The organism is Diplocloster modestus (genome assembly GCF_019042245.1).
In the GTDB taxonomy this organism is placed as follows: Bacteria; Bacillota; Clostridia; order Lachnospirales; family Lachnospiraceae; genus Diplocloster; species Diplocloster modestus.
In genome coordinates this window covers 23,247-49,160 of sequence record NZ_JAHQCX010000011.1, presented here as the reverse complement: position 1 = coordinate 49,160, position 25,914 = coordinate 23,247, and the positions used below count along the sequence as shown (strand labels likewise).

The window sequence follows — 25,914 nt, the reverse complement described above, 5'->3', positions numbered from 1 at the left end:
TCGTCTTTTGCAGACAAAGCGGGCTGTAATCCGCGCCTTACATCAGCCCGGTAAAAACATTTTCACGATATTAGCCAGATAATCAACAAGGTAAGGCTGATAGCATCTGGCATCCAGCTTATCCAGTGTAAATAAAAACAACAGGAACAGCAAGTAGATAAACATATGCTTCTCCACGCCGGCCGCTGTCTGCTTCACGGCAGTTATCATATAAGAATTCCTCTTATACAGCAGAATCAGAATCATACCGAACTCCAGAATGATATGAACCGCGATATACCGTTCCCAGTCCACCATGATCAGCCAAACCGGCAGCATAGCCAGATTCGACAGCTGCATCAGCGTGAACATCCATTTGATCCTTTTTTCCTTACAGCAGCGGTATGCTTTTTTCCAGACAGACACCAAAAAACCGAACAGCGGCAGCAGGAAAATAAGGGTCACAACCGTATGCCGCAGATTATAAGTCAGATCCCTGATCCAGAAATTAGTCCAGTGCTCCTGCAGATGTGCAAAATATTCATAATAAATATTGTCATCCAGATACGCATAGTCGGTTCTGGTTTCAATATAGGCTTTCACCGCACTGATACTGTTCAGGTTAATCGACGAAAACAGCTGCAGGTAGAGGAAAAATCCCCCAATCAGCACAAATACCAGCCCGCCCACGATAATTTCCTTCTTCTTGTTTTTGGCCTCAAACACATTGTAGACGCCGCATACAAACACAAGAGGGAAAAACATAAAGATATAGATCTGATGAATCATACAGCAGGCTCCGGACAGCAGAAGAACCAGCGCATATTTTACATAGACGTTCTTGACCCGCAGCAGAACCACGATCTGCACCAGTGTCAGGATCAGCAGATAGATCTCAAGCCTCCCCATATTCTCCTGCGTAACCAGATAAGTAAGCGCCGCCGGAGAAGCCAGGTAAGCCATCAAGACATAAACCACGCCCCGGGTCTCGTTCCGGTACAGCCGTAGTACCCTGCCGCATAAAACGGCCACCAGCAGATTCAGCAGTGTCAGCGCAACGAACACGAACTGAAACAGCTGTCTTCCCGTCACAAAATCGGGAAAAAAGAATTTTACCACCGACCCAACCAGCAGCCGGGTGCTAAACCCCTGATCAAAATTCAAAATGTAATTCGGTGTCATCCAGGGATTCACTTCCAGCGGACATCTGGCCACCAGATCCAACATAAGAAAAGCAAACAGATAGAATTCGTAATCTATTTTACGAAAAAGCTCCTTCAGCTTTGTCACACAACTCATCTCCTAATCGTAATTATTTTGGACACTCCATCCCACACTTTAATTATTATACCTAAAAATGGTTTTGTTTACAATCGGAAATTCACTCGGTTAAGGTCCGGGAAGAGAGGGACGGGGCGTGGCCTTCGGAATCGGGCGGCATATCTCGCGGGACCAAATCACTTCGGCCGGACCTAAGAACGGGTAACGCAGGAGGCAGGAGAACCTCTTATTAGCAGGGCCCGGAACAAACTCGCCAAAGTACGGCTCGGACAGTGTTCCAGGCCCTGCGAGGTTCTCCTTCCTTCTGCGTAACCCGTTCTAAGGCCCGGCCTCAAGTGATTTGGTCCCGCGAGATATGCCGCCCGATTCCGAAGGCCACGCCCCGTCCCTCTTTTCCCTGCTTTAACTCTTGTCTCTTTCCAAGTTCTAGAGTTCTAGAAAGGTGTATGGTATTGCCGTCGTATCACCAAAGCAGGGAAGCCCTCTGGGGGCGGGATGGAATTCTCCTGTTTTGGGGGCCGGATTTCACTTAGCAGCAGCCAGCTTGCAGCCCTCCGTCCGCCAAAGGACAGGCGCCCGCCCCGCCTCCCAAAACAGGAGAATTCCATCCCGCCCCCAGAGGGCTTCCCGGCCCTTACGATATAAATCCCAATTATTGCCGCAAAGCCAAGTAAGTTTATTAAATTTTTATAAAAGTGGACGGAAATGGAGGACTTTTTGGGATAGTGTGTTATACTTAGGAATAGATACATGGACACGACATTTCACGAAAGGAATGAATGTAGATGGATATCAGTGAAGGATTGAAGAAAGTATTTTTGGCAGGAGTAGGAGCCATCGCCACAACCGCAGATGCTGCCAAGGATCTGGTGGATACGCTGGTGAAAAAAGGTGAGATCACCGTAGAACAGGGGCGCGTGTTGAATGAGGAATTGAAGCGCTCCGCTAAGGAAAAAATGAATGATCATGTGACTGTGAATATTATCAAGGAATATAAGGATGTTATGTCTGCAGTGGACCACATGCCGAAGGAAGAACGGGACGTGCTCAAGGAGAAACTGGCGGCTTTGGAAAAGGAAGAAGCGGAAAAACGGGCGGCTCAGGCTGCGGCAGACGTGCAGGATGAGAGTGCGGGGGATACCGCGGATGAGACATCCGGCAGTGAATCCGACCATAATGATGCTGATTATAACGAAAACTCTGATGATGTAAGTGCTGATGCTTAGTTTTCCAGTGCGCTATGCTGGTTTTTCAGTATACTGCGGATAAGGAATGAATACGCCAGAAACACCCTGCACCACCGGTCTTAGAATGTCCGGCCGGGTGCAGGGCGTTTCTGGTGTACTGATGCGTATTGCGGATGTTCCGTGCCGTTCCGGAGCCGTCGTTTTCGCGGTTTTATATCTTTTAGAGGTAAGATTATGCCAAATCAAATTGAAATATTAAAGTTGAGAATATTGACCTGTTTCCTGGAAATGTCTCAGGAGAACTGCACGGTTACCAATCTGTCTAAGACGCTGGTGGAGGAGAAATACGCGGTCAGCCGGGCCATGATCGCTTTGGAAAAAGAAGGCTTGCTGGACCGCAGTGACGTAAGACATCCCACATTGACCCCGGCTGGATCGGCTGCTGCTAAAAAATACGCGGAGCGGATGGATATCGCCATGAACCACCTGATCTATGAGGGCGTGGCCCCCCAGGCTGCCCAGGCTGATGCCAGGGTCCTATCCTTGTACTGTTCGGATGAGATCTTCGAAGTCATCCGGGGGACGGAAGAACGCTACCGGGTCAAGCATGTTCTCAGAAACCGTAAGAGTTTTGACGGCGCCGTATTGTGCCACAGCCTGCGGGATGGCTGCTATTCCCTGCCATTTATTCTTTACCGGGAACATGTGAAGAATCATGATAATATCTCTATGGCTAACGAGGGGTTTGAACACCCCTGCGGCCTGACGGTACAAAAAAATATGGGGGTGATCCGGCTGAAAGCACTCCCGGTTACGCATTCCTCTGCCGCTGATGGGCTGAAAAAATCGGCAAAAATCGGTAATTTAAAATACTTTGACGGGGAGCACTATTGTGATGCGGAGCGAAACGGTGATTTTTGGCATATTCCGGCTGAAGTACTGCATTTCGTCAATATTGGCAACGATGTGGGACGGGTCCTGCATGGTAGTGTCTGCTTGAAAATGTCTATCTCCATCGGTCCGGTACACATGCCGGAAAGCGTGGCTATATTTACAATTTTATTTTAAGCTTCTGCAATCACTTGCGGATCTCTATCGGTGTTTCTCCTGCAGATCTCTTTAATTGAGAATCACTTGCGGGTCTCTATCTGCTTTAAATCCGTCGGCTCATCCTGTATTTGATTGAGCGCTGCACGCAGGACACTGATTCTGCGCTTTATCGTATAGTAATAATATAAAAATTATTATATGATTATATTACAATATTTTTTGTAGCATATATGCAACTTGCTCATCGGCACAGATATTAAGTAATAAATAGATGTGGATTATTAAATTTTCTCCGGAGTTTGTAGCTATAATGCAACAAATTTACAAATCACATTTCATAAAAATGTGGTAAAATTCATATCGGATAAAAAACGCCCGCACGGCGTATTTTTTAAGTCCCATGGTTAGCACTATCTAACCATTTTATGGAAATTCAGCTTAAAGAGAGGGAACCAATATGATGATTAACAAACGGCTGATTGGAATCGTCGATGACAGCCAGAAATACATAACCGGAAATGTTCTGGTACAGTGGTTTAGCCTGCTGGCCAACGTTGTAATGATCTTCTCCATCACGAATCTACTTCAGGGTCTGTACCTGAATACGGTAATACCACAGTCGTTTATGCTGGTCGCTGTTATTATTACCGCCGCTGTTCTGATACGATTTGCCTGCACTGCCGCTGCCGCCAGGATGGGATATCTGTCTTCCAGGGCCGTTAAAAAAACGCTCCGGGAACTGATCTATCGTAAACTGCTCCGGTTAGGCGCCTCTTACCGGGAACAGGTCAGCACCTCCGAGGTCGTGCAGGTCTCTGTGGAGGGTGTGGATCAGCTGGAGACTTATTTTGGCTCTTATCTGCCGCAGTTCTTCTACAGTATGCTGGCCCCGCTCACCCTGTTTTTCGTGCTGAGCTTTGTGAATCTTCCGGCTGCCCTCGTACTATTAATCTGTGTCCCTCTGATTCCGGTATCCATCGCGGCTGTCCAAACCTTCGCGAAAAAGCTGCTGGCAAAATATTGGGGCCAGTACACCACCCTCGGGGACACATTCCTGGAAAATCTGCAGGGGCTGACCACATTGAAAATCTATCAGGCAGATGAATACAAAAGCAATGAAATGAACCGGGAAGCGGAACATTTCCGTAAAATCACCATGAAGGTCCTCACCATGCAGCTCAATTCCATCACGATTATGGACCTGATTGCCTATGGAGGCGCTGCGCTGGGAATGATTATGGCAGTCACCCAATACGGGGCAGGAAACGTATCTCTGGCCGGCTGCCTTACCATTATACTGTTATCCGCAGATTTCTTTATCCCCATGCGGCAGCTGGGAAGTTTCTTCCACATCGCCATGAACGGAATGGCTGCCAGTGATAAGATCTTCCATCTGCTGGATCTGCCGGAGCCGGAACGGGGAACAGCTGTTATCCGTAACCGCTATGACATCGTATGTTCGGATTTAAGCTACTCCTACGAGGAAGAACGGGAAATTCTGCACGGGGCAGATTTCCATTTCCCCCAGGGAAGTTTTTCCGCCCTGGTGGGAGAAAGCGGCTGCGGAAAGTCTACGGCCGCTTCAATCCTGATGGGCAGAAACAAAAAATATTCCGGTTCCGTTACTCTGGGCGGTGTGGAATTGCGGGATATTGCGGAAGAAAGTCTGATGAAAAATGTCACGTATATCAGTCACAACAGCTATCTGTTTAAGGGAACTGTGCGGGAAAACCTGCGGATGGGAAACCCGGACGCGTCGGATGAGGAATTATGGCGGGTCCTCGGACAAATGAAGCTGGCGGATTTCCTTCGGGAAGAACAGGGGCTGGATACACCGCTCATGGAAAAAGGAGCGAACCTGTCCGGAGGGCAATGCCAGCGGCTGGCACTGGCCAGAGCGCTGCTCCATGACAGTCCCGTCTATATATTTGACGAGGCCACTTCCAATATCGATGTGGAGAGCGAAAACCATATTATGGACCAGATCCATACTCTGGCCGGCACTAAAACGGTCCTGCTGATCTCCCACCGTCTGGCAAATGTGGTGGGGGCTGATACGATCTACGTACTGAATGCCGGAAATGTGGCGGAACATGGAAGCCATGAGGAACTGCTGGAAGCCGGAGGGGTATACGCAAAGCTATGGGAGACACAGCAGGCACTGGAAAACTATGGAAACCAGGAGGTTGAAAATGAAAAAGCGGAGTAATCTCATGATCTGCAGACGACTGATGGGACTGGTTAAGCCGCTGGCGGGATTTATGCTGCTGGCAGTCCTGATGGGGCTTGCAGGACATCTTTGCGCTGCCTTTATCACGATTTTGGGCGGATACGCGGTTTTGGACCTGCTTCGATTCCATATTCCGTTTACTATGAGTATGGCTTTTGTCTGTGCCGGTATTTTCGCCGTTCTTCGTGGGTTCCTGCGTTATGGAGAGCAGTCCTGCAATCACTTTATTGCCTTTAAACTGCTGGCGTTGATCCGGGATAAGGTATTTCAGGCACTGAGGCGTCTGTGTCCCGCGAAGCTCGAAGGGCGTGACAAGGGGAACCTGATATCGGTGATCACCTCGGACATCGAACTGTTAGAAGTGTTTTATGCACATACGATCTCCCCGATCGTCATCGCCGTTTTGATGTCCGTTGTAATGTGCATCTATATCGGCAGCTATCATTGGGTTCTGGGCTGCCTGGCGGCCGCCGCCTATATCACGGTAGGCGCAGTAATCCCGGTGCTTATCTCAAAGGTCAGCCGGGATGACGGAATCCGGTTCCGCACCCGCTCCGGTGAACTGAGCAGCTTCGTGCTGGACAGTCTGCGAGGGCTTCTGGAAACGATCCAGTATGCTATGGGAGACCGCCGTCTGGATGAGATCAACCGCAAAACTGACCAGCTCTCCGGTGATGAAGCGCGAATGAAACGCATCGCCGGCCGGAATACGGGGTGCACGAATACGGTAATCCTGCTATTCGATATGGCTATGCTCTTCCTCTCTGCCATGCTGCATCAGAAGGGACAGACCGGTTTTGACGGTGTGCTGATCCCGGTGATCGCTCTGATGAGCTCCTTTGGCCCGGTGACCGCTCTGGCCAATCTGGGCAGTACCTTACAGAATACATTTGCCGCCGGTGACCGGGTACTGGATATCCTTGAGGAGACTCCGGCGGTTGAAGAAGTAGCCAAAGAACCGGAGATCACATTTTCCGGCGCCTCAGCCGAACACGTATCCTTTTCTTATGGGGACGAAACCATTCTATCAGACGTCTCGCTAAAAATACCCGAACATTCGGTCATCGGCATTACCGGTAAAAGCGGAAGCGGCAAATCCACACTTTTAAAACTGTTCATGCGGTTCTGGAATGCTGGTAATGGTAAAGTAAAACTGTCCGGACGCGATATTGACCGCATCAACACACCGAACCTGAGGGATCTGGAGAGCTTCGTGACCCAGGAAACCCATCTGTTTCACGACAGTATCGCCAACAACCTGCGGATAGCCAAACCGGACGCTACCCAGCAGGAGCTGGAGGAAGCCTGCCGGAAAGCCTCCGTGCACGAGTTTATCCAAAATCTCCCAAAAGGATATGACACCCCTGTCGGAGAACTGGGTGACAGCCTTTCCGGAGGGGAACGCCAGCGGATCGGACTGGCCCGGGCCTTCCTTCATGACGCCCCGTTTCTGCTGCTGGATGAACCCACCAGTAATCTGGACAGCTTAAGTGAAGCGGTGATTCTGAAGTCGCTGGGGGAGGAGCGTTCCGGTAAAACCATCGTCCTGGTATCCCACCGCCGCTCCACCATGCGGATCGTGGATACCGTATATTCTGTGGAAAACGGGAGGATGAGCTGATGCGTAATCATGATAGAAAACGGGAGAATGAGCTATGCGCAATATTAAAAATAGTATGAGACAGGACGCTGATGATACCGTGACCCAAGATTATAAAGACAAAAGAGAGCGGGAACAGCGTATGGTATCGGAAATGATCCGCCTTTACTGCCGTAAAAATCACGGATCAAAAGATGCTCTCTGCGCCGATTGCGCCGCACTGAATGCCTATGCGTTAGAACGCAGCGCGCGCTGTCCTTTTATGGAATCCAAAACCTTCTGCTCCAACTGCAAAGTTCACTGCTATCAGCCGAAGATGCAGGAACAGATCCGGCAGGTTATGCGTTTTTCCGGCCCCAGAATGATCTTTCATCACCCTTTTACGGCAGTCCGTCATGTCCTGGAAACCAAAAAAGAGAAAAAAAGATTGGAGAGACAGCTATGAAGAAAATTTTCTATATCACTTTGGGATGTATCGGACTAGGTCTGGGGGCCCTGGGAGCGGCGCTGCCGCTGCTGCCCGCTTTCCCGTTTCTGCTCTTAGCGGCGGTCTGCTTTGCCAAAAGCTCTCCAAGGCTCCACCGCTGGTTCATCGGGACCAAACTATATAAGAACAATCTGGAGAGCTTTGTCCGGGGCCAGGGTATGACCGTAAAGGCCAAAATCCGTATTATGACGATAGTGACACTGACCATGGCGTTTGGATTTCTGATGATGAGCCGGGTGCTTGTGGGACGTATTATTTTAGCCTGCGTATGGATCATGCATATTTTTATTTTTCTCTTTGCCATTAAAACGAAAAAAGCAGATTCTGAGGAAGCCGTGCCATTGATCTGCAAGAAGCTGCGTGTCTCGGGAATGCGGTGCGAAAGCTGCGCAAGACGGCTGGAATGTGCATTTGACAGCGCCGGAAGTTTCAAGGCAGCTGTTGATTTTCACGAAAATCTGGCCACGGTCTATCTCAAGGAACCAGTTGAAAATGATGTACTGATCCAATTGGTGCAGCGTGCCGGCTACCAGGTGGAACAGGTGTGGGAGGCCGCTTCTTAGTCCCGGCTGTTGTATCACTTCCTGATAACCGCCAACCCGCATAAAATGGATCAGATATAATTTTCAATAATACTTTGCTCGATGATATCGTCTCCCAATATTGTGAGCGCCTGGTTCGGACAGTGATTAACACAGCGGTAACACATGGAGCAGTTACCGCCCGGCACTGCCTTTCCCTCTACCACCGTAATATTTTTCATCGGACACAATTCCTCACATTTCCCGCACCCAACACATCTTTCCGAACGGATCTTCAGCAGGTTGACCCCTTTTACTGTTTTGTTATAGAAATAAAGCCTTTGTCCAAACAGGCCGGCCAGATGCGAAAAGAAACCAAGGCCTTCTCTGGACGGCCTGCCATTTTTCATTTTTTCTGCTGCTTTTGCTATCTTCCCTTCCGCCCGCTTTATGATCAGCTGGTTCTTTTCCAACGGCTTTTTTAATGCCCGCACATCACTGATGCAGTCTGGCATCTGCAGGTGAATTCCTCCGACGACTTCTGCCCCGTATTTTTTAAGGAGCCGGGCGGCCAGACCTGCGCCGTCACCGCTGAACATTCCCATAGTAGCTATTAGGAATATCTTCTTATTCTTCCAGATACTCCTGTTTTGGATGATAAACTTCCGTACAATCATCGGGAGATTACTGTAGTAGATCGGATATCCCAAAACGACCGTGTCCTGGCTTTTTATTTTTTCTACCGTATGTAAATCTTCCAGTGGCAATATCTCTGCATCGTGATCCGCCAATTCCATAAATTTCTCCATACAATATCTGGTATTACCCGTCCCGCTGAAATACACTCCAAGCATTTTCCTACCTCCTTATATACAAGCTCTTCCAATGATTCCTCTACCCGTGTCAGATACTGTTCCACCTGCAACAGATTTTCTCTATTATAGACTTTCCGGTATTTACCGTCAAGGATACGATTCCCTATCTGGATATGATTCCCAGTCCTCCTATATTATTTATAAGCTATATTCAAACCGTAGATATCTTAAATTTTTATAAATCTGCGCAGAACGGACAGACTTTTCTCAAGAGTGTGTTATACTAAGCTAAAGATATGAAGTATGGAGAAAAGTTTGCCTATGTCGGATTCTGCAGTATTACACGAGCGGCCTTCCGGAAACCGTCTGACGGAAATCCTGGGGGTTTTAAAAAAACATCATATCACCCGCGGATTACAGCCTGTAAAGCTGCGGGAGATCCTGGAAGATCTGGGCCCCACCTATGTGAAGCTGGGCCAGATTATGTCTATGCGCTCTGACATCCTTCCGGAAGCCTATTGCCGGGAGCTGACCAGACTTCGCACAGAGGTCCGTCCACTGCCCTACGAGACCATCCGGGAGATCATGGAAACAGAACTCGGCCGCCCGGTACCGGAGGTATTTTCCGCCATCGATCCGAAGCCGCTTGGTTCCGCCTCCATCGCGCAGGTGCACCCTGCCACATTAAAATCGGGGGAGCGGGTGGTGGTGAAAGTCCAGCGCCCGCACATCCGGGAAATTATGGCAAATGATATCGCCCTGATGCGAAAAGCCGTCACTTTGCTGAAATTTACGATCGGAACCGGAGATCTGATCGATTTTCGGATGGTGATTGATGAACTTTGGAAAACCTCCCAGGAAGAGATGGACTTTCTCAAGGAGGCCGCGAACTGTGACCGGTTTCGGGAGAACCAAAAGGAAATCGTCTATGTGACCTGTCCTTTGGTGAATCATGAGCTGACGACCCCGCACCTGCTGGTCATGAGCTATATCGACGGCGTACAGATCGACCAGATACCGGACCTTTCCAGGCTGGGATATGATATGCGGGAGATTGGTGAAAAAACCGCAGAAAATTATTGTAAACAGATTTTAGAAGACGGTTTCTTTCACGCTGACCCTCATCCGGGCAATCTGCGTGTGGACGGCGGTCAGATCGCATGGCTGGATCTGGGAATGATGGGACAGCTTTCTGAAAATCATAAACAGCTGTTTAAACGGGCAATTCTGGCTGTTTTAAAAAATGACATCTACGAACTGAAAAATGTACTGCTAAGTCTGGGTGAGCCGAAAGAGCGGATCAATCACACCAGGCTTTATACGGATATCGACGACATCGTCAGCCGGTATCTGACCATGGATCTGGGCAGTATGGATCTGGGCCGGTTGATCGAGAGCCTGCTGGACCTGGTGAAGGCCCACAGGATCGGGATGCCCTCGGATATTACACTGCTGGGCCGCAGTATCATTACCATGGAAGGACTGCTCTGCGCCTGTTCCCCGGATGTGAATATGTTCCAGATCCTCTCAACGCATATGACCTCCCTTCTCTTTCAGGATCTGGATCTGAAAAAAGAACTGGGGCGCAATGCAAGGCAGCTCTATCTGTCCATGGGAAAATCCCTGGAGATTCCCGCCCAGCTGTCCGATCTGTTGAATATCACTAAAAACGGGCAGACGAAAATCAATCTGGAGCTCACTGATTCCCTGGAAATGCAAAGGATCTTCCACAATTCCACAGGCTATCTGACGCTTAGTATTCTTGTGGCCGCGCTGATACTGGGGGCTTGTATTTTGTGTATGACCAATTTACGGCCTGCCCCTCTGGGCATTCCGTGGCTGTCCTGGATCGGCTTCGGGCTGTCCGCATGTCTTATCTTGTACCTGCTCTTCCGCATTCTGATCCGGCCGAAGAAATAGGCTGCGGCCATACCATAGCCAACGGCAGCTTACGTTCCAGATATTTTTTCTTTATACGCAGGTTATGGAGCGGCTCGCAGTATTCTTTTTCGTATAATATATTTTGAGTCAACCCCAACAATTCATTCTGTTGTAAATAATTGACCAACGCTTCTGCCGTTATTTTAGAGTTTCTGTTTGGTTCGATTGCTACCTTTAAAAGTTTTTCATTCCTGAGCTCTTTTATCAGGACACCACTTGGTATCCCCTTAAGAATGCCCCGGAAACAATTGAAATCACATAAAAATATGTTTTCTAATTCCTGCTCATCCGCTCTTTGAAAATTGCTCAGAATGATTCTATAGATATGACTAATGTTATAATCTTCTCCCAATCCCAGCTCACACAATACATCCGTTAAATGAAGCCGGATGTATTCATACAACCGGTTAATCTGTCTGCCAGCCTCTATCATTTTCTTATTCATATTATAATACTGTGTGATATTTGCCGGAAACCCCCATGCTTTCGCTTCCACTATGAACAGACAATTTTCCAGAACAAATACACTGTCACATTCGTATGTATCCGAACTCTCATGTCTTTTTATTCTGCCGCATGTGATATTTTCTTCTTTCAGCAAACGGAACAGATGGTGTTCCAACGCTTTTCCCCGGAAACGGAATCCATTTGCAATAGATAATATTACTTCCGATATCTGCAGCTCGGCAACCAGACTGGGAACCATATAATAATATTTCCCACCGGCAATAAGCGGCGCATCCATCAGATCTTTTGCTTTTCCATAGGTCAATAACCGCAACACACAGTCCAGGTCATCCAACTCCAACTCCGCAAATTCCTGCATGAGCTCTCTCTTTTTTATCTGTACACAGACTTGCCGCATATCCCCGTTTAAATTTTCTATCTTTCTGGTTTTTAAATGATTTTTGCATATGGTTTTTAAGCGGGCATAGGCCTTGATCAAATCCTGTATTTTTACGGTTCTATTCTCTCCCTCTTTTCCTACGATCTCACAACGGCAGTCGGATAAATCCGCGTATAATTGCCTCTGTAATATAAAATTCGTCCTGTCAAATTCATGCCGCTCTTCGTTTTCCGAGTTGACCGGATATTGCTCATCTGCCAGCATGCTTGTTATATAAGTGCTGCGTTCTCTCATCTCCCAATAAGTCCGGATTATCCTGCCCCAAGTATCATTTTCACATTGGAACACATCCTGATCCATGGTGAAATGAGGATCGCCAAATTGCCAGCTTTCTACGATCTGATCTATTATATTTTTTTTCATGACCGATAGCAAATGCCCTTTTGCCTTGATGATATCTTTCGAGTCGATTTTATCACAGATCTGGTTGTGGTTTTTGTAGACTGCGATATATTCTAACGCATTTTTGATTTCAATACAGACATTATCGAACAGCTCTCCGTAATAGAGCAGTCGTTCATTGACATCCGGTATCGCCCCTAAATCGCTCTGAATTCCAAGCTGATCATTCAGATCGTTTCGTCCCATCTCCGAATTCAAAAGGGAACTGAGATAATATTCAACAAACATCAGGTAGGCGGAAAGCTCCCTTGTCCCATCTAGCGCATTCGCCTCCTCATATTCTTCATCTGAGTATAAATCTTTGTATAACAGATTGATATAGCCGGATTCCTGCAGAAACCGGTTCCAGATCCTGATTTCGTCATCTGTCAATCTTTCCTTAAGCCAACGATCCAGTTCCTCTATTTTTTTCTTATTTTTCTGCGGTCCCGGATATGGATGAATGGTAAATTTTAAAATTTTACAAATCCGGAAAAAATCGTTCCGGCTCTCATTTTCAAATGCTTTTTTTATAGTGGCTAAGTTGTATTTGGCTGAATTTATGTACTCGTATTTCATTTTGATATGCTCTTATCTTCCTGTAATTTATAATTGGAATCATGAATCCGGCTTCTGTCTGCCACGGGAACTGTCAAATTAGCAGCTAAACTTTAAAAAGGGGCCCGGCCTGACAGCCGGAACCCCTATCTCTAACTCTTATTTTTATTTATTGTTCAGTGCTGCCTGAGCCGCTGCCAGCCTTGCGATCGGTACACGGAAAGGTGAGCAGGATACATAGTTCAGGCCAATCTTATGGCAGAACTCTACGGAAGAAGGATCTCCGCCGTGCTCGCCGCAGATTCCCAGCTTCAGTTCCGGACGGGTTGCGCGTCCTTTTTCAGCTGCCATCTTCACAAGCTTGCCAACACCTGACTGATCCAGTCTTGCGAAAGGATCGGATTCATAGATTTTAGCCTTGTAATAAGCATCCAGGAACTTGCCGGCGTCATCACGGGAGAAACCGAAGGTCATCTGGGTTAAGTCATTGGTTCCGAAGGAGAAGAATTCTGCTTCCTCAGCGATCTCATCTGCTAACAGAGCAGCTCTGGGGATCTCGATCATGGTACCGATGTGGTACTCGATATCAGAGCCTTTTTCCTTCTTAACAGCTTCTGCTGTCTCTACAACAACGTCTTTGACGAATTTTAACTCTTTCTTCTCGCCTACCAGAGGGATCATGATTTCAGGAACGATATCATAACCTTTTTCTGCCTTCACTTCAATGGCTGCTTCCATTACGGCTCTGGTCTGCATCTTAGCGATTTCCGGATAAGTAACAGCCAGACGGCAGCCTCTGTGGCCCATCATCGGGTTGAACTCATGCAGTTCGTCGCATTTTGCCTTAACCTGCTCAGGAGTCAGGCCCATGTCTGCTGCCAGAGCTGCGATATCCTCGGCAGAGGTGGGAACGAACTCATGAAGCGGGGGATCCAGGTAACGAACGGTCATCGGCCGTCCTTCCAGTGCTTCATACATAGCCTTGAAGTCGCTTTTCTGGAAAGGAATCAGCTCATTCAGAGCTTCTTCTCTGGCTTCTACGCTGTCGGAAAGGATCATCTTACGGATCTTCGGAATTCTTTCCGGCTCAAAGAACATATGCTCGGTACGGCAAAGGCCGATACCTTCCGCACCTAATTTTACAGCATTCAGTGTATCTGCAGGAGTATCTGCGTTGGTACGAACTTTCAGTGTTCTGAACTGGTCAGCCCACTCCATTATTCTGGCAAAGTTTCCGCCTACGGAAGCTTCTACCGTCTTGATATCGCCTAAGTAGATATTTCCGGTAGAACCGTCTAAGGAAATATAATCTCCCTCATGGATGGTCTCTCCGCCTAATTCAAATACTTTGGCTTCTTCATTGATGCTGATCTCGCCGCATCCGGATACACAAGCGGTTCCCATACCACGGGCAACAACAGCTGCATGGGAGGTCATACCGCCGCGAACGGTCAGGATACCTTCTGCTGCGTGCATACCCTCGATATCTTCCGGAGAGGTCTCCAGACGAACCAGGACAACTCTTTCCCCTTTCTCATGAGCAGCTTTTGCTTCATCAGCTGTGAAGTATACTTTACCTGCTGCTGCGCCAGGGGATGCCGGCAGAGCGGAGCCAATTACTTTTCCAGCTTTTAACGCATCTTTATCAAAAGTCGGATGCAGCAACTGATCCAGGGATTTTGCTTCAATTCTGATAACTGCTTCTTCCGGAGTGATTTTACCTTCGTCTACCAGGTCGCAGGCGATCTGAATAGCAGCCGGAGCGGTTCTCTTACCGTTACGGGTCTGCAGGAAGTATAATTTCCCTTCCTGGATGGTAAATTCCATGTCCTGCATATCTCTGTAGTGGTCTTCCAGTTTGTTGGCGATCGCCATGAACTGCTCATAGCACTCAGGCATATCCTGCTCCAGCTTGGTAATCGGCTGAGGTGTACGAACACCGGCAACCACGTCCTCACCCTGAGCGTTGATCAGGTATTCACCATAGATACCTCTGGCTCCGGTGGAAGGGTTACGGGTAAATGCAACACCGGTACCGGAGGTATTACCCATGTTACCGAATACCATGCACTGTACGTTGACAGCGGTTCCCCAGTCACCAGGGATGTCATTCATTCTTCTGTATACAATGGCACGAGGGTTGTCCCAGGAACGGAACACAGCTTTTACAGCTTCCATCAACTGTACCTTGGGATCCTGAGGGAATTCCTCTCCCATGGCATCTTTGTAGATATTCTTGAACAGATTAATGATTTCTTTCAGATCATCAGCGGTCAGATCGGTATCGAATTTCGCACCTTTCTTCTCTTTTTCCTGATCTAAGATTCTCTCGAAATGAGACTTGGGAATCTCCATAACAACGTCGGAGAACATCTGAATAAATCTTCTGTAAGAGTCGTATGCAAATCTGGCATTGCCTGTTTTCTTAGCGAAGCCTTCTACTGCCACATCATTTAAGCCCAGGTTCAGGATCGTATCCATCATACCCGGCATGGATGCACGCGCACCGGAACGTACAGAAACCAATAACGGATCTTCCGTGTCACCGAATTTCTTACCCTGATGCTCTTCCAGCCATGCAAGTGACTCAAAGATCTGATTCTGAATCTCGTCTGTAATCTTCTTGCCGCTGTTATAGTATTCCGTACAAGCTTCTGTCGTTACAGTGAAACCCTGCGGAATCGGCAGACCGAGATTTGTCATCTCAGCTAAGTTGGCACCTTTTCCACCAAGAAGGTTTCTCATGTCGGCATTACCTTCTTTGAATAAATAAACCCATTTTGCCATTTTCTTAATTCCTCCTAAAATATTGTATATTTGTATAGAACTGAAAAAAGTTCTATATTGGCAGTATTATGCACCTGTCCAATAAGCGCACATATTCATTGTAACATAATAATTTCAGAATTCAATAACTTTTTTCGGACAGCCCTGCATTTTTTGCAGGACATTTGTATCAATTGGGGACATGTCCATTTCGGTTTGGGACATGTCCATTCCAGTCTGGGACATGTCCATTCCAGTCTGGGACATGTCCATTCCAGTCTGGGACATGTCCATTTGGTACTTTTGTATCATTCGGGTCCTATTTCATTCATCCTAACTTTAGAATACAGTAATTCCCGGCAATTAGACTTAGTAACATAAACCTTGAATTTCAGATATTTCTAGAATTTAATTATTCTTTCTGATTCTTAACATATTTCATCAAATATAATCCTTTTCATCAATGCATTTGCTTTGTCTTTCGAGATTCCTAATACTTCAATCAATCTTTCGCAAAAAACTCTTTTTACCTTGCTGTTCATCCAGATATTTTCACCGGCAGGTATTTTTTCTTCCTCCGTCACATTCCGCAATAAAATATGTCCTATCTCCGTCTGCTGCCGGAGCATATCCTCTTGCGTATCTAAAAAACGATCCAAACTATTAGATTGATGGAACTCACTGAATTCTTTCTCAGATAAAAAATGCTGTCTGTATAATCGTATCGCTTTGGGATGTATAATATAAGACTTTTGATTCAAATATTCTTGAAAGCTGCTATAGAAATATTGATGTGGAATTTCAGCCAAACCGGCTTTGCAGGGATTATTATGGATATAACGCAGACAATTCCAGAAATAGCTTTCCTCTTCGACGCACTCGCTTTTGTACCGGTTATCAAAAACATGACCGGATCTGCCTTTTGTTTTATTGTAATAAACGGCATAAGCACCGACTGCAAGATGGAAAAATTCCGAGAGATTTTCCATTGGGCATTGTATCAGCATATGGAAATGATTATTCATAATACAGTAGCTGTAGATCACTACTTCCAGCTTACTTTCTTTGGCATAAAATAACTGCCTTAATACTTTTTTGTCAGAATCTTCTGAAAAGACCGCTTCCTTATTAACTCCCCGCATCATCACATGATAAATTCCTGTTCTACTGACAGGCCGTGCGGTTCGAGCCATACGTATCATCTCCTTTTATAAGACAGAGCGTAAAAATATGCCGCTCTGCAAATCTGCCGGGAGAAATATAAGTATTATCTGCTGGTTAAAGAATGGATGAATCAATTACAGATTTCATTATAATATGAAATATACCGTTAACGGGCATATCCCAAACCGCCTTCCGCTCGCTGGTTCACAATCACAGCTTCATAAATATACCGTAACATAGTACAATCGACAGAAAGTTCGATATCGGCGGACGATTTAAACAAGACGGTTTGGACATGTCCCAGACCGAAATGGACATGTCCCAAACTGGAATGGACATGTCCCCTTTTGTTTAGAATCTGAGCTTTTCCTCAAAGTATTGTTTCAGGTCTTCGATTCGGATACGTTCCTGAGCCATGGTGTCGCGGTCACGGACCGTTACTGCGCCATCGGTCTCGGAGTCGAAATCGTAGGTAATGCAGAACGGAGTTCCGATCTCATCCTGACGGCGGTAGCGCTTACCGATATTCCCACGGTCATCGTATTCGCAGTTATAGTATTTGCTCAATTCCTGGTAAATCTTTTCCGCACCCTCTCCCAGCTTCTTGGACAGGGGGAGCACGCCGATCTTGACGGGAGCCAAAGCCGGGTGGAAATGCAGGACGGTACGCTTATCTCCGCCTTCCAGCTCCTCTTCATCGTAGGCTCCGCACAGGAAAGCCAGGACCACACGGTCCGCTCCCAGGGAAGGCTCGATGACATAGGGCACATATTTTGCTTTCTTTTCATCGTCGAAGTAAGACATATCTTCGCCGGAGGTATTCTGATGCTGGGTTAAATCGTAGTCGGTACGGTCCGCGACTCCCCACAGTTCGCCCCATCCGAAGGGGAATAAGAACTCAATATCGGTGGTCGCTTTGCTGTAGAAGGACAACTCTTCTTTGTCGTGATCCCGAACCCGCATCTCTTCTTCCTTCATACCAAGGGCTTTCAGCCAGTCGATACAGAACTGTTTCCAATAAACGAACCACTCCAGATCCGTATCCGGTTCACAGAAAAATTCCAGCTCCATCTGTTCAAATTCCCTGGTCCGGAAGGTAAAGTTTCCGGGTGTAATCTCATTACGGAAGGATTTTCCGATCTGGCCGATACCAAACGGGATCTTCTTGCGTGAAGTCCTCTGTACATTCTTGAAGTTTACAAATATACCCTGTGCAGTCTCCGGACGCAGGTAAACCGTATTCTTGGCATCCTCGGTAACCCCCTGGAAAGTCTTGAACATCAGGTTGAACTGACGGATATCCGTAAAATTATGCTTTCCGCAGCTGGGGCAGACGATGTTGTGCTCCTCGATGTATTCCTTCATCTGTGTCTGGGACCAGGCGTCCACAGCGCCCTCGATCTCAATGCCATTCGCCTGGTTGTAATCCTCTATTATCTTATCCGCGCGGAAACGTTCATGGCACTCTTTGCAGTCCATCAGCGGATCAGAAAAGCCTCCCAGATGTCCGGATGCCACCCAGGTCTGGGGATTCATCAGAATCGCACAGTCCACACCCACATTATAAGGATTTTCCTGGATGAATTTCTGCCACCAGGCCTTTTTCACATTATTCTTTAACTCCACGCCCAGATTACCATAATCCCAGGTGTTCGCCAGGCCTCCATAGATCTCCGATCCCGGATATACAAATCCTCTCGCTTTTGCCAGGGCTACGATTTTTTCCATTGTCTTTTCCATTTCTGCACTATCTCCTCTTATTTATAAATAATAAAAGCTAAATCTTTTGTATCTTTATCCTCATCCGTCCCGTCAACTACAACTCTCGCCGTGGTTTTATCAATCAGTTCCATATTTTCACTGGTATAGAGTATTCTGGATGTCACTTTTACATCGGTCTTTTCCGATACGACAGCCGCATGGTATCCTTTTTCCTCCGCTTCACTCTGTACTTCCGCCATGGACACGCTGCTGTTGTCCTTCACGTTTATCATCGTATCCGGCAGCTCAAATTCTTCGATGCCAGGATACAGGCCCGCAAAGAAGTCCACTCCGTTAAATTTTCCATAGCAGTCTGCGTCAGCATAATCGATTAGAACCCTCACGATTCCATCCTTGACCTCGTAACTTTGCAGGGTCACACACTCTTCGCCGCTTTCCGTATTATAATCGATTATCTCCTGGTTCAGCATATTCTGCAGTTCCTCTGCGTCGTAGTATTGTTTTGTAAAATCCTCCACAATCACTCCGGTGATCTGACCCTTCTTCTGTATGTAAACAGTATCTTCATTAAGGTCCGATAATTTTGCAGAGCATCCGGCAGTAAAAACACAGGTCATCAGGATGGCCAGTGCCAAACACCATTTTCTCATGTCCATTCCTCCTAGTAATCCGCTTTCTTTAAAAATAGAGCTTCTTTTACGAAACCCTTCGCCCGCGGCGGGCCGCGCAGCGATAACTCCCGTCTATTATACCCTCTATCCCCTTTAATTTCAACAAATAATTATTCCCATCTGGTGCTGTGGGACGGGGACGGAGGGACGGGAGGAGATGGAAGCGGCGGGGACTAGGGGGAGCGGCGGCAAATCTCGTGGGCCAAATCGCTTCGACCGGGTCTAAGAATGAGTAACTCCGAAGAGGATGAAACCTCTGATTAGCAGGACCCGGGGCAAACTCGCCGGAAAGAGGCTCAAACAGTGCCTCGGGTCCTGTGAGGTTTCGTCCTCTTCTGCGTAACTCGTTCTAAGACCCGGCCTCAAGCGATTTGGCCCCACGGGATTTGCCGCCGCTCCCCCAAGCTCCCGCCGCTTCCATCTCCTCCCTGCGTTATAACTGGCCGGGTTTCATGAACTGTTTCAGCCTACCATAGTTCTTACTCCTGACCTTTCCCGTATCCTAAGAAACAGGATTCTGGGGAGGATTGTAATCTGTGCACTGTTCCAGGATTTTGAGGGATTTGAACGTCCGGTCTATATAAAGGGACAGGTAACGCTTCATCATTTTGGCCAGTTCGTTCAATACCTGGTCTGATACGGTGAACGTATATAGCTTTTCTACCGGGGAGGCCTGGATAAACTGAGCCGTGTATCTGGCTGCCTCACTTAGGGCTAGATCCTCGCGGATTCCGGGGAACTCTCCGTTCACGACCATGGCTTTGATTTCAAATATGTACCGGACAAGCCTGTTTGGAATATGTTCGTTAAGGAGAGCCCGAAGGGACTGATAAAGCAGTTTTAACATCTGCACCTCATCGTTGTTTTCCCGTGTATAATAATCCGCGAATTCCATAAAATAGAACCCATAGCAGGCTCCCTCCAGATCCTGGGAGAGTTCGGTAAAATAATTGCTGATCTGCGCCTGTGTTAAAGTATATGCATTTCTTCCTTCAAAAAATGTAAACATGCCAAAAGAAAAAGGATTGGTCGCTGCCAGCAGGACGCTGTTCTGTCTCCTGGCGCCTCTCGCAAATGCAGTAATCTTTCCTCTTTCCTTTGTAAGTATTACTAGACGTTTATCAAACTCCCCCATAGGGAACGCTGACAGTACCATACCTGTCATAGTTATTGGCTGTCTCATAACTGCCGTCACCTGCCCGGCTTCCCGCCGTATTTACAGCTGCCGTATTTGACATAGCTGTATTTGCCGTGGCCGTATTCGTCATGGCCGTGTTTACCGTCTCCTGCGGGAGCTTTATAGCTTTATACCGCAGATAATCATAAATGCTTCCGGTATTTTTGAATCGATTCCAGCCTTCCTCGCAACGCATATCGAATCCCCCTTTTGTATAGTAAGTTCCTGTATACTTTTAGATTCTCCGAATTGCGTCAGGATATACTGAATAAAACTACCAGTTATTTTTTTAAAAATACCCTTGACAATCTTTGTAATATGTCACTTGCACGGCCTTAGCACGCGGAGGGTTTTTTAAGCGAAACTCTATTTATTTTCAGATTTATCATAGCCGAAATTTTTGATCAGGAAATCGCTGTCCCGCCAGTCTTTTTTGACCTTTACCCAGAGCTGCAGATTTACTTTCTTTTCCAGCATCTGCTCTATCTCATAACGGGCCGCACTCCCAATCTTTTTTAACATGACGCCGCTTTTACCGATAATGATCCCCTTGTGGGAATCCCGCTCGCAGATAATGGTCGCCTCGATATCTACCAGATTCCTGCCCCGGTCCTTCATCTTTTCTATGGACACAGCGATTCCATGGGGAATCTCCTCGTCCAGGCTGTTGAGAGCTTTTTCCCGGATCAGCTCTGCCACGATCTGGCGCATGGGCTGATCCGTGATGGTATCTTCGTCAAAGAACTGGGGGCCATAGGGCAGATATTGGTAGATCACATCAATGATTGTATCCGTGTTATCTCCTTTTAATGCGCTGGCTGGAACGATTTCCGCAAAATCCAGAATTTTCCGGTACGCGTCTATGGCTTTTAATATCTCTTCTTTTTTTACCGAGTCGGTCTTATTGATCACCAGAATTACCGGCACTCGCGCGCCAGCCAGCTGGCGGGCGATATGCTGTTCCCCTGCTCCGATAAATGTGGTGGGTTCTACCAGCCAGAGGATCACGTCCACTTCGTCAAAGGTCCGCTCCGCTACCCGGACCATGTATTCGCCCAGTTTGTTCTTAGCTTTGTGAATGCCCGGTGTGTCTACGAACACGATTTGTCCCTTTTCACTGGTATATACCGTCTGTATTCTGTTCCTGGTGGTCTGGGGCTTCTTGGACGTGATCGCGATCTTCTGACCGATCAACCGATTCATTAATGTTGATTTTCCTACATTGGGCCGGCCGACCAGCGTTACAAATCCAGATTTATAATTTTGATTCTCCATCATTTTCCTTCTCTTTATCTGTTTTATTTGGAATTACCGCTTCCGGTGTGAAGTCAGGTTCTTGTTTCTGCGGCTCGGGCTGCCTTCCTCCCCGTGCCTGACCCTGTGGAGCCATTGGCCGCTGATGCTGCATGTTCTCCCTGCGGGCTTCCATTTTCTTTCTATGCCTGCGGGTTGAAATATGCAGTACAAACCAAACGATCAGTCCGATCACTGCTAAAAGTAATATATAGGGCAGCGATATCACCAACCAAATGAAGAAATTCAAAAGCCCCTGGCCCAGATCATAGAAATTATCCGACAGACCGCTGCTGATCCGCTCCAGCACTGTATCCTGCTTCGTCTGGGTGATCCGCTCTACCTCCTGGATATTCATGGTGACGGTACTGTAATCCACTTGATTATCATATGTACGGAGCTGGGATTCATAAGACTCCAGCTCGTAGCGCACTTCCGACAGCCTGCTCTCCAGCGCGATGATCGCATCCACACTCTCCGCCTGGGCGAGCAGCTCCGTCAGGCGCTGCTGCTCTACTTTCAGCGCATTGATCCTGCTCTCGATATCCACATATGACAATGTCACATCCTCAATGGATTCCTGCTTATTCGTGACATTTCCCATCCCGGATACCTGCTCTACAAAACCATTCAGTTTAGCTACCGGGACGCGTGCCACCATACTGGCATAACGCCTGCCGTTTTCCTGGCCGTAACCGTTCCCCTGCACCTGAGAATGTTCCAGATATCCTCCCAGTTCCTCAACCTTTTTCGAAATATTGGTGATCATTTCGTCAAAATTGCGGGTCTCCATATCCAGATATACGGTTTTGATCAGTTTTCTGCTTTCGGCCGCGCTCTCAGATACCTCCTGCGCCTGCCCCTCTTCCTGCCCGGCAGCCGGCATTTCCGCCGCCTCTCCGGTTCCCTGGGCCGGTGCTGCGGCATCGTAAGCCGCGGAAGACTTTGCATTGGCATACTCATTTTGCACTGAAGAACTGGACTTGGAACCACATCCTGCAAGCATCATCAGGCCTAACGCTACACTACCCACAATTGCCAGACATCGCTTTTTCATACCGCATCCTCCTTTAATCGGGAGCCGGTCAGGCTCCGACTTCACTCTTCCATCAGAAGCCTGGCTTCAAGCTCCGGGTTTCCATTCCTACATGACCGGATCGAATCAGGAAAACAGATTACATAAAGTTGCAAACATCTCCTTTTGCTCTTCTAACCGTGTTTCATTTCCAAGAACACAGATATCGCCGTCGGCCAGGACCGCTTCGATGATTCCGGCCAGATCCCGGATACTCTCCTCCGTCGCTGTCAGTACCTGCTCCCGCTCCTTTTGTATATCCTCGTATGTCAGATTGCTCAGGTACGCCGTCATGGAACGGTTTCCCTTAGATGAGGGAGTCAGGGGGCTGTCCAAATCCCCGATGGTACCGATGATATATTTTGTCATATCCCGGTCACTGACCGTAAAATTCTTCACAAATTCCGCGGTTCCCTCGAAGATCCCATTAGTTTTCTCCAGGTTCGGATCCCGGTAAGACACCAGATATCCGTCTCCCACCCGGTTAAACCCGCTCATACATCCGTACGCGCCGCCTTTTACCCGGATATTGATCCACAGATAGTCATAGCTCAGTATCACTTTTAATATTTTCAAAGCTCCCGTATATTCATAACCTCTGCGTACGAAGTTTCCGGCTCTGGCTACATATTGCACCTGCGCGGAAGTCTTGAAGCCTTCATTCCTTGCGTTTACCTGGAACTGCTGGCTGCATTTCTCCACCGGGTCCTGATATAATAAAGCGCTCAGCTTTCCGATCTCACCTTCAAGTCCCTGCAGGCCTTCTCTCTCCGCCGTATAATCTACCATCAGATTCTCAGGCCGGAAGATCATATGCATCAGCTGACGCAATTTCTCTTTCAGGCCGTCTTTTTGCGCGTCAAAGTCGCTTTCGATACTCTCCACCAGCCGGTATAGGCCAATCCCTCCCACACAGTCGTTAAAATAAGCCGACGGGGAGAAATAGGACATGGCCCGGATGGCCGCCGTTGAATGTCCGTTGCCGGTCAAGCCCATCTGAAGTCTGGATTTGACCTGTGCTATGATCTCATACAGTCGTTTATCATCTGATAAATCCGTGGCAAACAGGATTTCCCGGATCATGGTAAATGCAAAATCCAGCTTTTCATACAGTACCTTGGCCTTCACCTGCAGCGTACCTTTGTATTGGTCCGGATCCTTCACATCCGCGTAGGGGTTCAGTGCCGTATAGATCCCGCCGGAATGGATGTTAATCACGTTAAACAGTTCCGCATAGCTGTAGTTTTCCGTATCCATATACCCCAGTACGGATTTTAACAGTCCCAGATAAGGAAGCAGGTCATCCGGCACATGGCAGGTGTCAAATACCAGATTTATATAGGCGATCCCATTGGTAAAGAGTTCATGATACAAAACCGGCGTACCGGAAAGTGTCTGTTCCTCGTTGCACAATGGCTGAGCTTTCCTGCCGATATCTTCTCTGCGCAGCATGGGAATCTTCTCCAAATCCTCCGCAGGTGTCTCCTCACTTTGATATTCTTCCAGATGGACCGTATCTTCTACCATCTGCTGTAATCGAGCATCATCCAGGGATTGCCTGTATTTTTCCAGCTGATCGGCTGTTTTTTGTTCCATCTGCGCGGTCAGTCCCTGGCGGGGAACGATCATTACGACGGAGGCATGGGTATTTTCAATCAGATATTTCTGAATCAGCTGTTCATAATAGCCTCTGCCTACCTGCTCCTTCAGAAACCGGAACGTGTCCAGTGCTTCCAGGTGCATAAACGGCTGATTCTCATCATACAGCCAGCTGTCAAAGGCCTGCAGCCCATACATGAGTCCCTTCGGATAATTGCCGAAGTCTGCCTCCCGGAAACGAAATTCGTAATAATTGATTCCTGCCAGCAGCGCCTGCTTATCCATCCCTTTTTCCACAATACCTGAAAGGGTATCCCGGATCGTCCGAAGGAACTCCTCCTTCTGCTCCGGGTTGGCATTCTTCGAGATCACGCTGAAGGTTGGCTGGTACACCCCTTCGTCGTAGGAACCCATCACATCCTTACCGATGCCCGCATCAATCAATGCCTGCTTAAGCGGCGCTCCCGGAGCAGATAACAACGCGTACTCCAGCACCTGAAACGCCAGATACAGCTCCTTATTCAGGCTGGTGTCCACGACCGTGCTATAGGAAAGATAGGTCTGGTCCTTCGTGGATTCCGCCTCCGTGATCGAATATTCCCTGATGACTTCCACCGGTTTTTCAAACGGCTTCTGATACCGGATCGCTGAGTCCACCGGAGCCTCGTCAAACGCGCTCAAATATTCACGGTCCAGCCAGTAAAGCTTCTCTGCCACATCCATGTTGCCGTACAGATACAGGAAGCTGTTGGTGGGATGATAATATTTTTTATGAAAATCCAAAAACTGTTCATAGGTCAGATCCGGGATAAATTCCGGATCCCCTCCGGATTCATTGGCGTAAGAGGTATCCGGAAACAGGGAACGGAGCACTTCCCGGTCCAGAACATCTTCCGGGGAGGAAAACGCCCCTTTCATCTCATTATAGACAACCCCATTGACCTTCAGCGGCCCTTCAGCGCTTTCCAGCTCATAGTGCCAGCCTTCCTGTCTGAATATCTCTTCTTTTTTATAAATATTGGGATAGAACACCGCATCCATGTATACATGCATCAGATTCTGAAAATCTTTGTCATTACAGCTGGCCACCGGGTACACGGTCTTATCCGGGTAGGTCATGGCATTCAAAAATGTATTCAGTGATCCCTTCACCAATTCCACAAACGGGTCCTTGGCTGGAAAATTTTTGGAACCGCACAGGACGGAATGCTCCAGAATATGGGGCAGGCCGGTACTGTCTTCTGGGGGAGTACGGAATCCGATACTGAATACCTTGTTTTCATCATCATTTGATAAAATCAGCAGCTTGGCTCCGCTTTTTTTATGCTTTAGCAGCAAGCCCCTGGAATTCAGATCCTTCACCTCCCGGTCATCTAAGATTTCATAGGCTTTTACATCCTGAATTGTCATTTATTTCCATCCCTTCACGCTGTTTTTTATCCATCCGGACATTTCGAACACATGCCCTTCGGGCTGGTTCGCGGCATTCGCCGCTCAACAATGTATAGTT

General features: G+C 47.6%; 19 protein-coding genes. 7 read left to right on the top strand and 12 right to left on the bottom strand.

Annotated features, from left to right (window positions below; translation table 11 throughout):
- Nucleotides 1–42: 42 nt before the first annotated feature.
- Complete coding sequence (locus KTH90_RS15565) at nt 43–1,269, bottom strand: hypothetical protein (protein WP_238727027.1); 1,227 nt, start codon at nt 1,267–1,269, stop codon at nt 43–45.
- Between the two features lie 776 nt (nt 1,270–2,045).
- Here KTH90_RS15565 and KTH90_RS15560 point away from each other — a divergent pair.
- The 6 genes from KTH90_RS15560 to KTH90_RS25140 all read left to right on the top strand — a co-directional run bounded on the left by KTH90_RS15560 (nt 2,046) and on the right by KTH90_RS25140 (nt 8,377).
- Nucleotides 2,046–2,486, top strand: coding sequence for a phasin family protein (locus KTH90_RS15560; protein ID WP_238727026.1), 441 nt, complete (start codon nt 2,046–2,048; stop codon nt 2,484–2,486).
- A gap of 195 nt (nt 2,487–2,681) precedes the next feature.
- Nucleotides 2,682–3,515, top strand: coding sequence for a hypothetical protein (locus KTH90_RS15555; RefSeq protein WP_158352213.1), 834 nt, complete (start codon nt 2,682–2,684; stop codon nt 3,513–3,515).
- A gap of 442 nt (nt 3,516–3,957) precedes the next feature.
- Complete coding sequence (locus tag KTH90_RS15550) at nt 3,958–5,706, top strand: ABC transporter ATP-binding protein/permease (protein WP_334300917.1); 1,749 nt, start codon at nt 3,958–3,960, stop codon at nt 5,704–5,706.
- On the top strand, nt 5,690–7,348 hold the full coding sequence (locus tag KTH90_RS15545) for an amino acid ABC transporter ATP-binding/permease protein (RefSeq protein ID WP_238727024.1): 1,659 nt from the start codon (nt 5,690–5,692) through the stop codon (nt 7,346–7,348). Before KTH90_RS15550 ends, KTH90_RS15545 begins: the two co-directional genes overlap by 17 nt.
- Nucleotides 7,349–7,382: 34 nt before the next feature.
- Nucleotides 7,383–7,772: a nitrous oxide-stimulated promoter family protein gene (locus KTH90_RS15540; RefSeq protein WP_238727023.1), complete on the top strand. Its 390-nt coding sequence runs from the start codon at nt 7,383–7,385 to the stop codon at nt 7,770–7,772.
- Entirely contained in the window at nt 7,769–8,377 is a 609-nt protein-coding gene (locus tag KTH90_RS25140; RefSeq protein ID WP_330656041.1) for a DUF454 family protein, read from the top strand. The genes KTH90_RS15540 and KTH90_RS25140 overlap by 4 nt, the downstream gene beginning before the upstream one ends.
- A gap of 50 nt (nt 8,378–8,427) precedes the next feature.
- Here KTH90_RS25140 and KTH90_RS15530 read toward each other — a convergent pair whose 3' ends face one another.
- Nucleotides 8,428–9,189, bottom strand: a complete 762-nt coding sequence (locus KTH90_RS15530) for an EFR1 family ferrodoxin (protein WP_238727022.1) — start codon at nt 9,187–9,189, stop codon at nt 8,428–8,430.
- 282 nt (nt 9,190–9,471) lie between these two features.
- Here KTH90_RS15530 and KTH90_RS15525 point away from each other — a divergent pair, with 282 nt between their 5' ends.
- Nucleotides 9,472–11,070, top strand: coding sequence for an ABC1 kinase family protein (locus KTH90_RS15525; protein ID WP_158352217.1), 1,599 nt, complete (start codon nt 9,472–9,474; stop codon nt 11,068–11,070).
- Here KTH90_RS15525 and KTH90_RS15520 read toward each other — a convergent pair.
- The 10 genes from KTH90_RS15520 to KTH90_RS15475 all read right to left on the bottom strand — a co-directional run bounded on the left by KTH90_RS15520 (nt 11,024) and on the right by KTH90_RS15475 (nt 25,814).
- Nucleotides 11,024–12,958 (bottom strand): hypothetical protein, encoded by a 1,935-nt coding sequence (locus tag KTH90_RS15520; protein ID WP_238727021.1) that lies wholly within the window; start codon nt 12,956–12,958, stop codon nt 11,024–11,026. The genes KTH90_RS15525 and KTH90_RS15520 overlap by 47 nt on opposite strands.
- Nucleotides 12,959–13,102: 144 nt before the next feature.
- The gene (ppdK, locus tag KTH90_RS15515; protein ID WP_158352220.1) at nt 13,103–15,724 is read right to left on the bottom strand and encodes a pyruvate, phosphate dikinase; all 2,622 of its coding nucleotides are present in this window, start codon (nt 15,722–15,724) and stop codon (nt 13,103–13,105) included.
- Between the two features lie 407 nt (nt 15,725–16,131).
- Nucleotides 16,132–16,905, bottom strand: a complete 774-nt coding sequence (locus tag KTH90_RS15510) for a transposase (protein WP_158352221.1) — start codon at nt 16,903–16,905, stop codon at nt 16,132–16,134.
- A gap of 313 nt (nt 16,906–17,218) precedes the next feature.
- Complete coding sequence (locus KTH90_RS15505) at nt 17,219–18,607, bottom strand: glycine--tRNA ligase (RefSeq protein WP_158352222.1); 1,389 nt, start codon at nt 18,605–18,607, stop codon at nt 17,219–17,221.
- A 17-nt stretch (nt 18,608–18,624) separates the two neighbouring features.
- The gene (locus KTH90_RS15500) at nt 18,625–19,239 is read right to left on the bottom strand and encodes a hypothetical protein (protein ID WP_158352223.1); all 615 of its coding nucleotides are present in this window, start codon (nt 19,237–19,239) and stop codon (nt 18,625–18,627) included.
- Nucleotides 19,240–19,762: 523 nt separating this feature from the next.
- The gene (gene recO, locus KTH90_RS15495; protein ID WP_158352224.1) at nt 19,763–20,443 is read right to left on the bottom strand and encodes a DNA repair protein RecO; all 681 of its coding nucleotides are present in this window, start codon (nt 20,441–20,443) and stop codon (nt 19,763–19,765) included.
- On the bottom strand, nt 20,382–20,633 hold the full coding sequence (locus tag KTH90_RS15490) for a hypothetical protein (RefSeq protein WP_158352225.1): 252 nt from the start codon (nt 20,631–20,633) through the stop codon (nt 20,382–20,384). The genes recO and KTH90_RS15490 overlap by 62 nt, the downstream gene beginning before the upstream one ends.
- Before the next feature lie 170 nt (nt 20,634–20,803).
- Nucleotides 20,804–21,715: a GTPase Era gene (gene era / locus KTH90_RS15485; protein ID WP_238727020.1), complete on the bottom strand. Its 912-nt coding sequence runs from the start codon at nt 21,713–21,715 to the stop codon at nt 20,804–20,806.
- Nucleotides 21,693–22,787 carry a DUF4349 domain-containing protein gene (locus KTH90_RS15480; protein WP_158352226.1) on the bottom strand — a complete coding sequence of 365 codons (1,095 nt, stop codon included), beginning with the start codon at nt 22,785–22,787 and terminating at the stop codon, nt 21,693–21,695. The genes era and KTH90_RS15480 overlap by 23 nt, the downstream gene beginning before the upstream one ends.
- A 105-nt stretch (nt 22,788–22,892) precedes the next feature.
- On the bottom strand, nt 22,893–25,814 hold the full coding sequence (locus KTH90_RS15475; RefSeq protein WP_158352227.1) for an insulinase family protein: 2,922 nt from the start codon (nt 25,812–25,814) through the stop codon (nt 22,893–22,895).
- Between the last annotated feature and the right edge of the window lie 100 nt (nt 25,815–25,914).

What these genes read in the sequence shown, in the direction of transcription:
- KTH90_RS15560 (WP_238727026.1), top strand. Translation starts at nt 2,046, where the DNA reads ATGGATATCAGTGAAGGATTGAAGAAAGTATTTTTGGCAGGAGTAGGA.
- KTH90_RS15555 (WP_158352213.1), top strand. Translation starts at nt 2,682, where the DNA reads ATGCCAAATCAAATTGAAATATTAAAGTTGAGAATATTGACCTGTTTC.
- KTH90_RS15550 (WP_334300917.1), top strand. Translation starts at nt 3,958, where the DNA reads ATGATTAACAAACGGCTGATTGGAATCGTCGATGACAGCCAGAAATAC.
- KTH90_RS15545 (WP_238727024.1), top strand. Translation starts at nt 5,690, where the DNA reads ATGAAAAAGCGGAGTAATCTCATGATCTGCAGACGACTGATGGGACTG.
- KTH90_RS15540 (WP_238727023.1), top strand. Translation starts at nt 7,383, where the DNA reads ATGCGCAATATTAAAAATAGTATGAGACAGGACGCTGATGATACCGTG.
- KTH90_RS25140 (WP_330656041.1), top strand. Translation starts at nt 7,769, where the DNA reads ATGAAGAAAATTTTCTATATCACTTTGGGATGTATCGGACTAGGTCTG.
- KTH90_RS15530 (WP_238727022.1), bottom strand. Translation starts at nt 9,189, where the DNA reads ATGCTTGGAGTGTATTTCAGCGGGACGGGTAATACCAGATATTGTATG.
- KTH90_RS15525 (WP_158352217.1), top strand. Translation starts at nt 9,472, where the DNA reads ATGTCGGATTCTGCAGTATTACACGAGCGGCCTTCCGGAAACCGTCTG.
- KTH90_RS15520 (WP_238727021.1), bottom strand. Translation starts at nt 12,958, where the DNA reads ATGAAATACGAGTACATAAATTCAGCCAAATACAACTTAGCCACTATA.
- ppdK (WP_158352220.1), bottom strand. Translation starts at nt 15,724, where the DNA reads ATGGCAAAATGGGTTTATTTATTCAAAGAAGGTAATGCCGACATGAGA.
- KTH90_RS15510 (WP_158352221.1), bottom strand. Translation starts at nt 16,905, where the DNA reads ATGATACGTATGGCTCGAACCGCACGGCCTGTCAGTAGAACAGGAATT.
- KTH90_RS15505 (WP_158352222.1), bottom strand. Translation starts at nt 18,607, where the DNA reads ATGGAAAAGACAATGGAAAAAATCGTAGCCCTGGCAAAAGCGAGAGGA.
- KTH90_RS15500 (WP_158352223.1), bottom strand. Translation starts at nt 19,239, where the DNA reads ATGAGAAAATGGTGTTTGGCACTGGCCATCCTGATGACCTGTGTTTTT.
- recO (WP_158352224.1), bottom strand. Translation starts at nt 20,443, where the DNA reads ATGAGACAGCCAATAACTATGACAGGTATGGTACTGTCAGCGTTCCCT.
- KTH90_RS15490 (WP_158352225.1), bottom strand. Translation starts at nt 20,633, where the DNA reads ATGCGTTGCGAGGAAGGCTGGAATCGATTCAAAAATACCGGAAGCATT.
- era (WP_238727020.1), bottom strand. Translation starts at nt 21,715, where the DNA reads ATGATGGAGAATCAAAATTATAAATCTGGATTTGTAACGCTGGTCGGC.
- KTH90_RS15480 (WP_158352226.1), bottom strand. Translation starts at nt 22,787, where the DNA reads ATGAAAAAGCGATGTCTGGCAATTGTGGGTAGTGTAGCGTTAGGCCTG.
- KTH90_RS15475 (WP_158352227.1), bottom strand. Translation starts at nt 25,814, where the DNA reads ATGACAATTCAGGATGTAAAAGCCTATGAAATCTTAGATGACCGGGAG.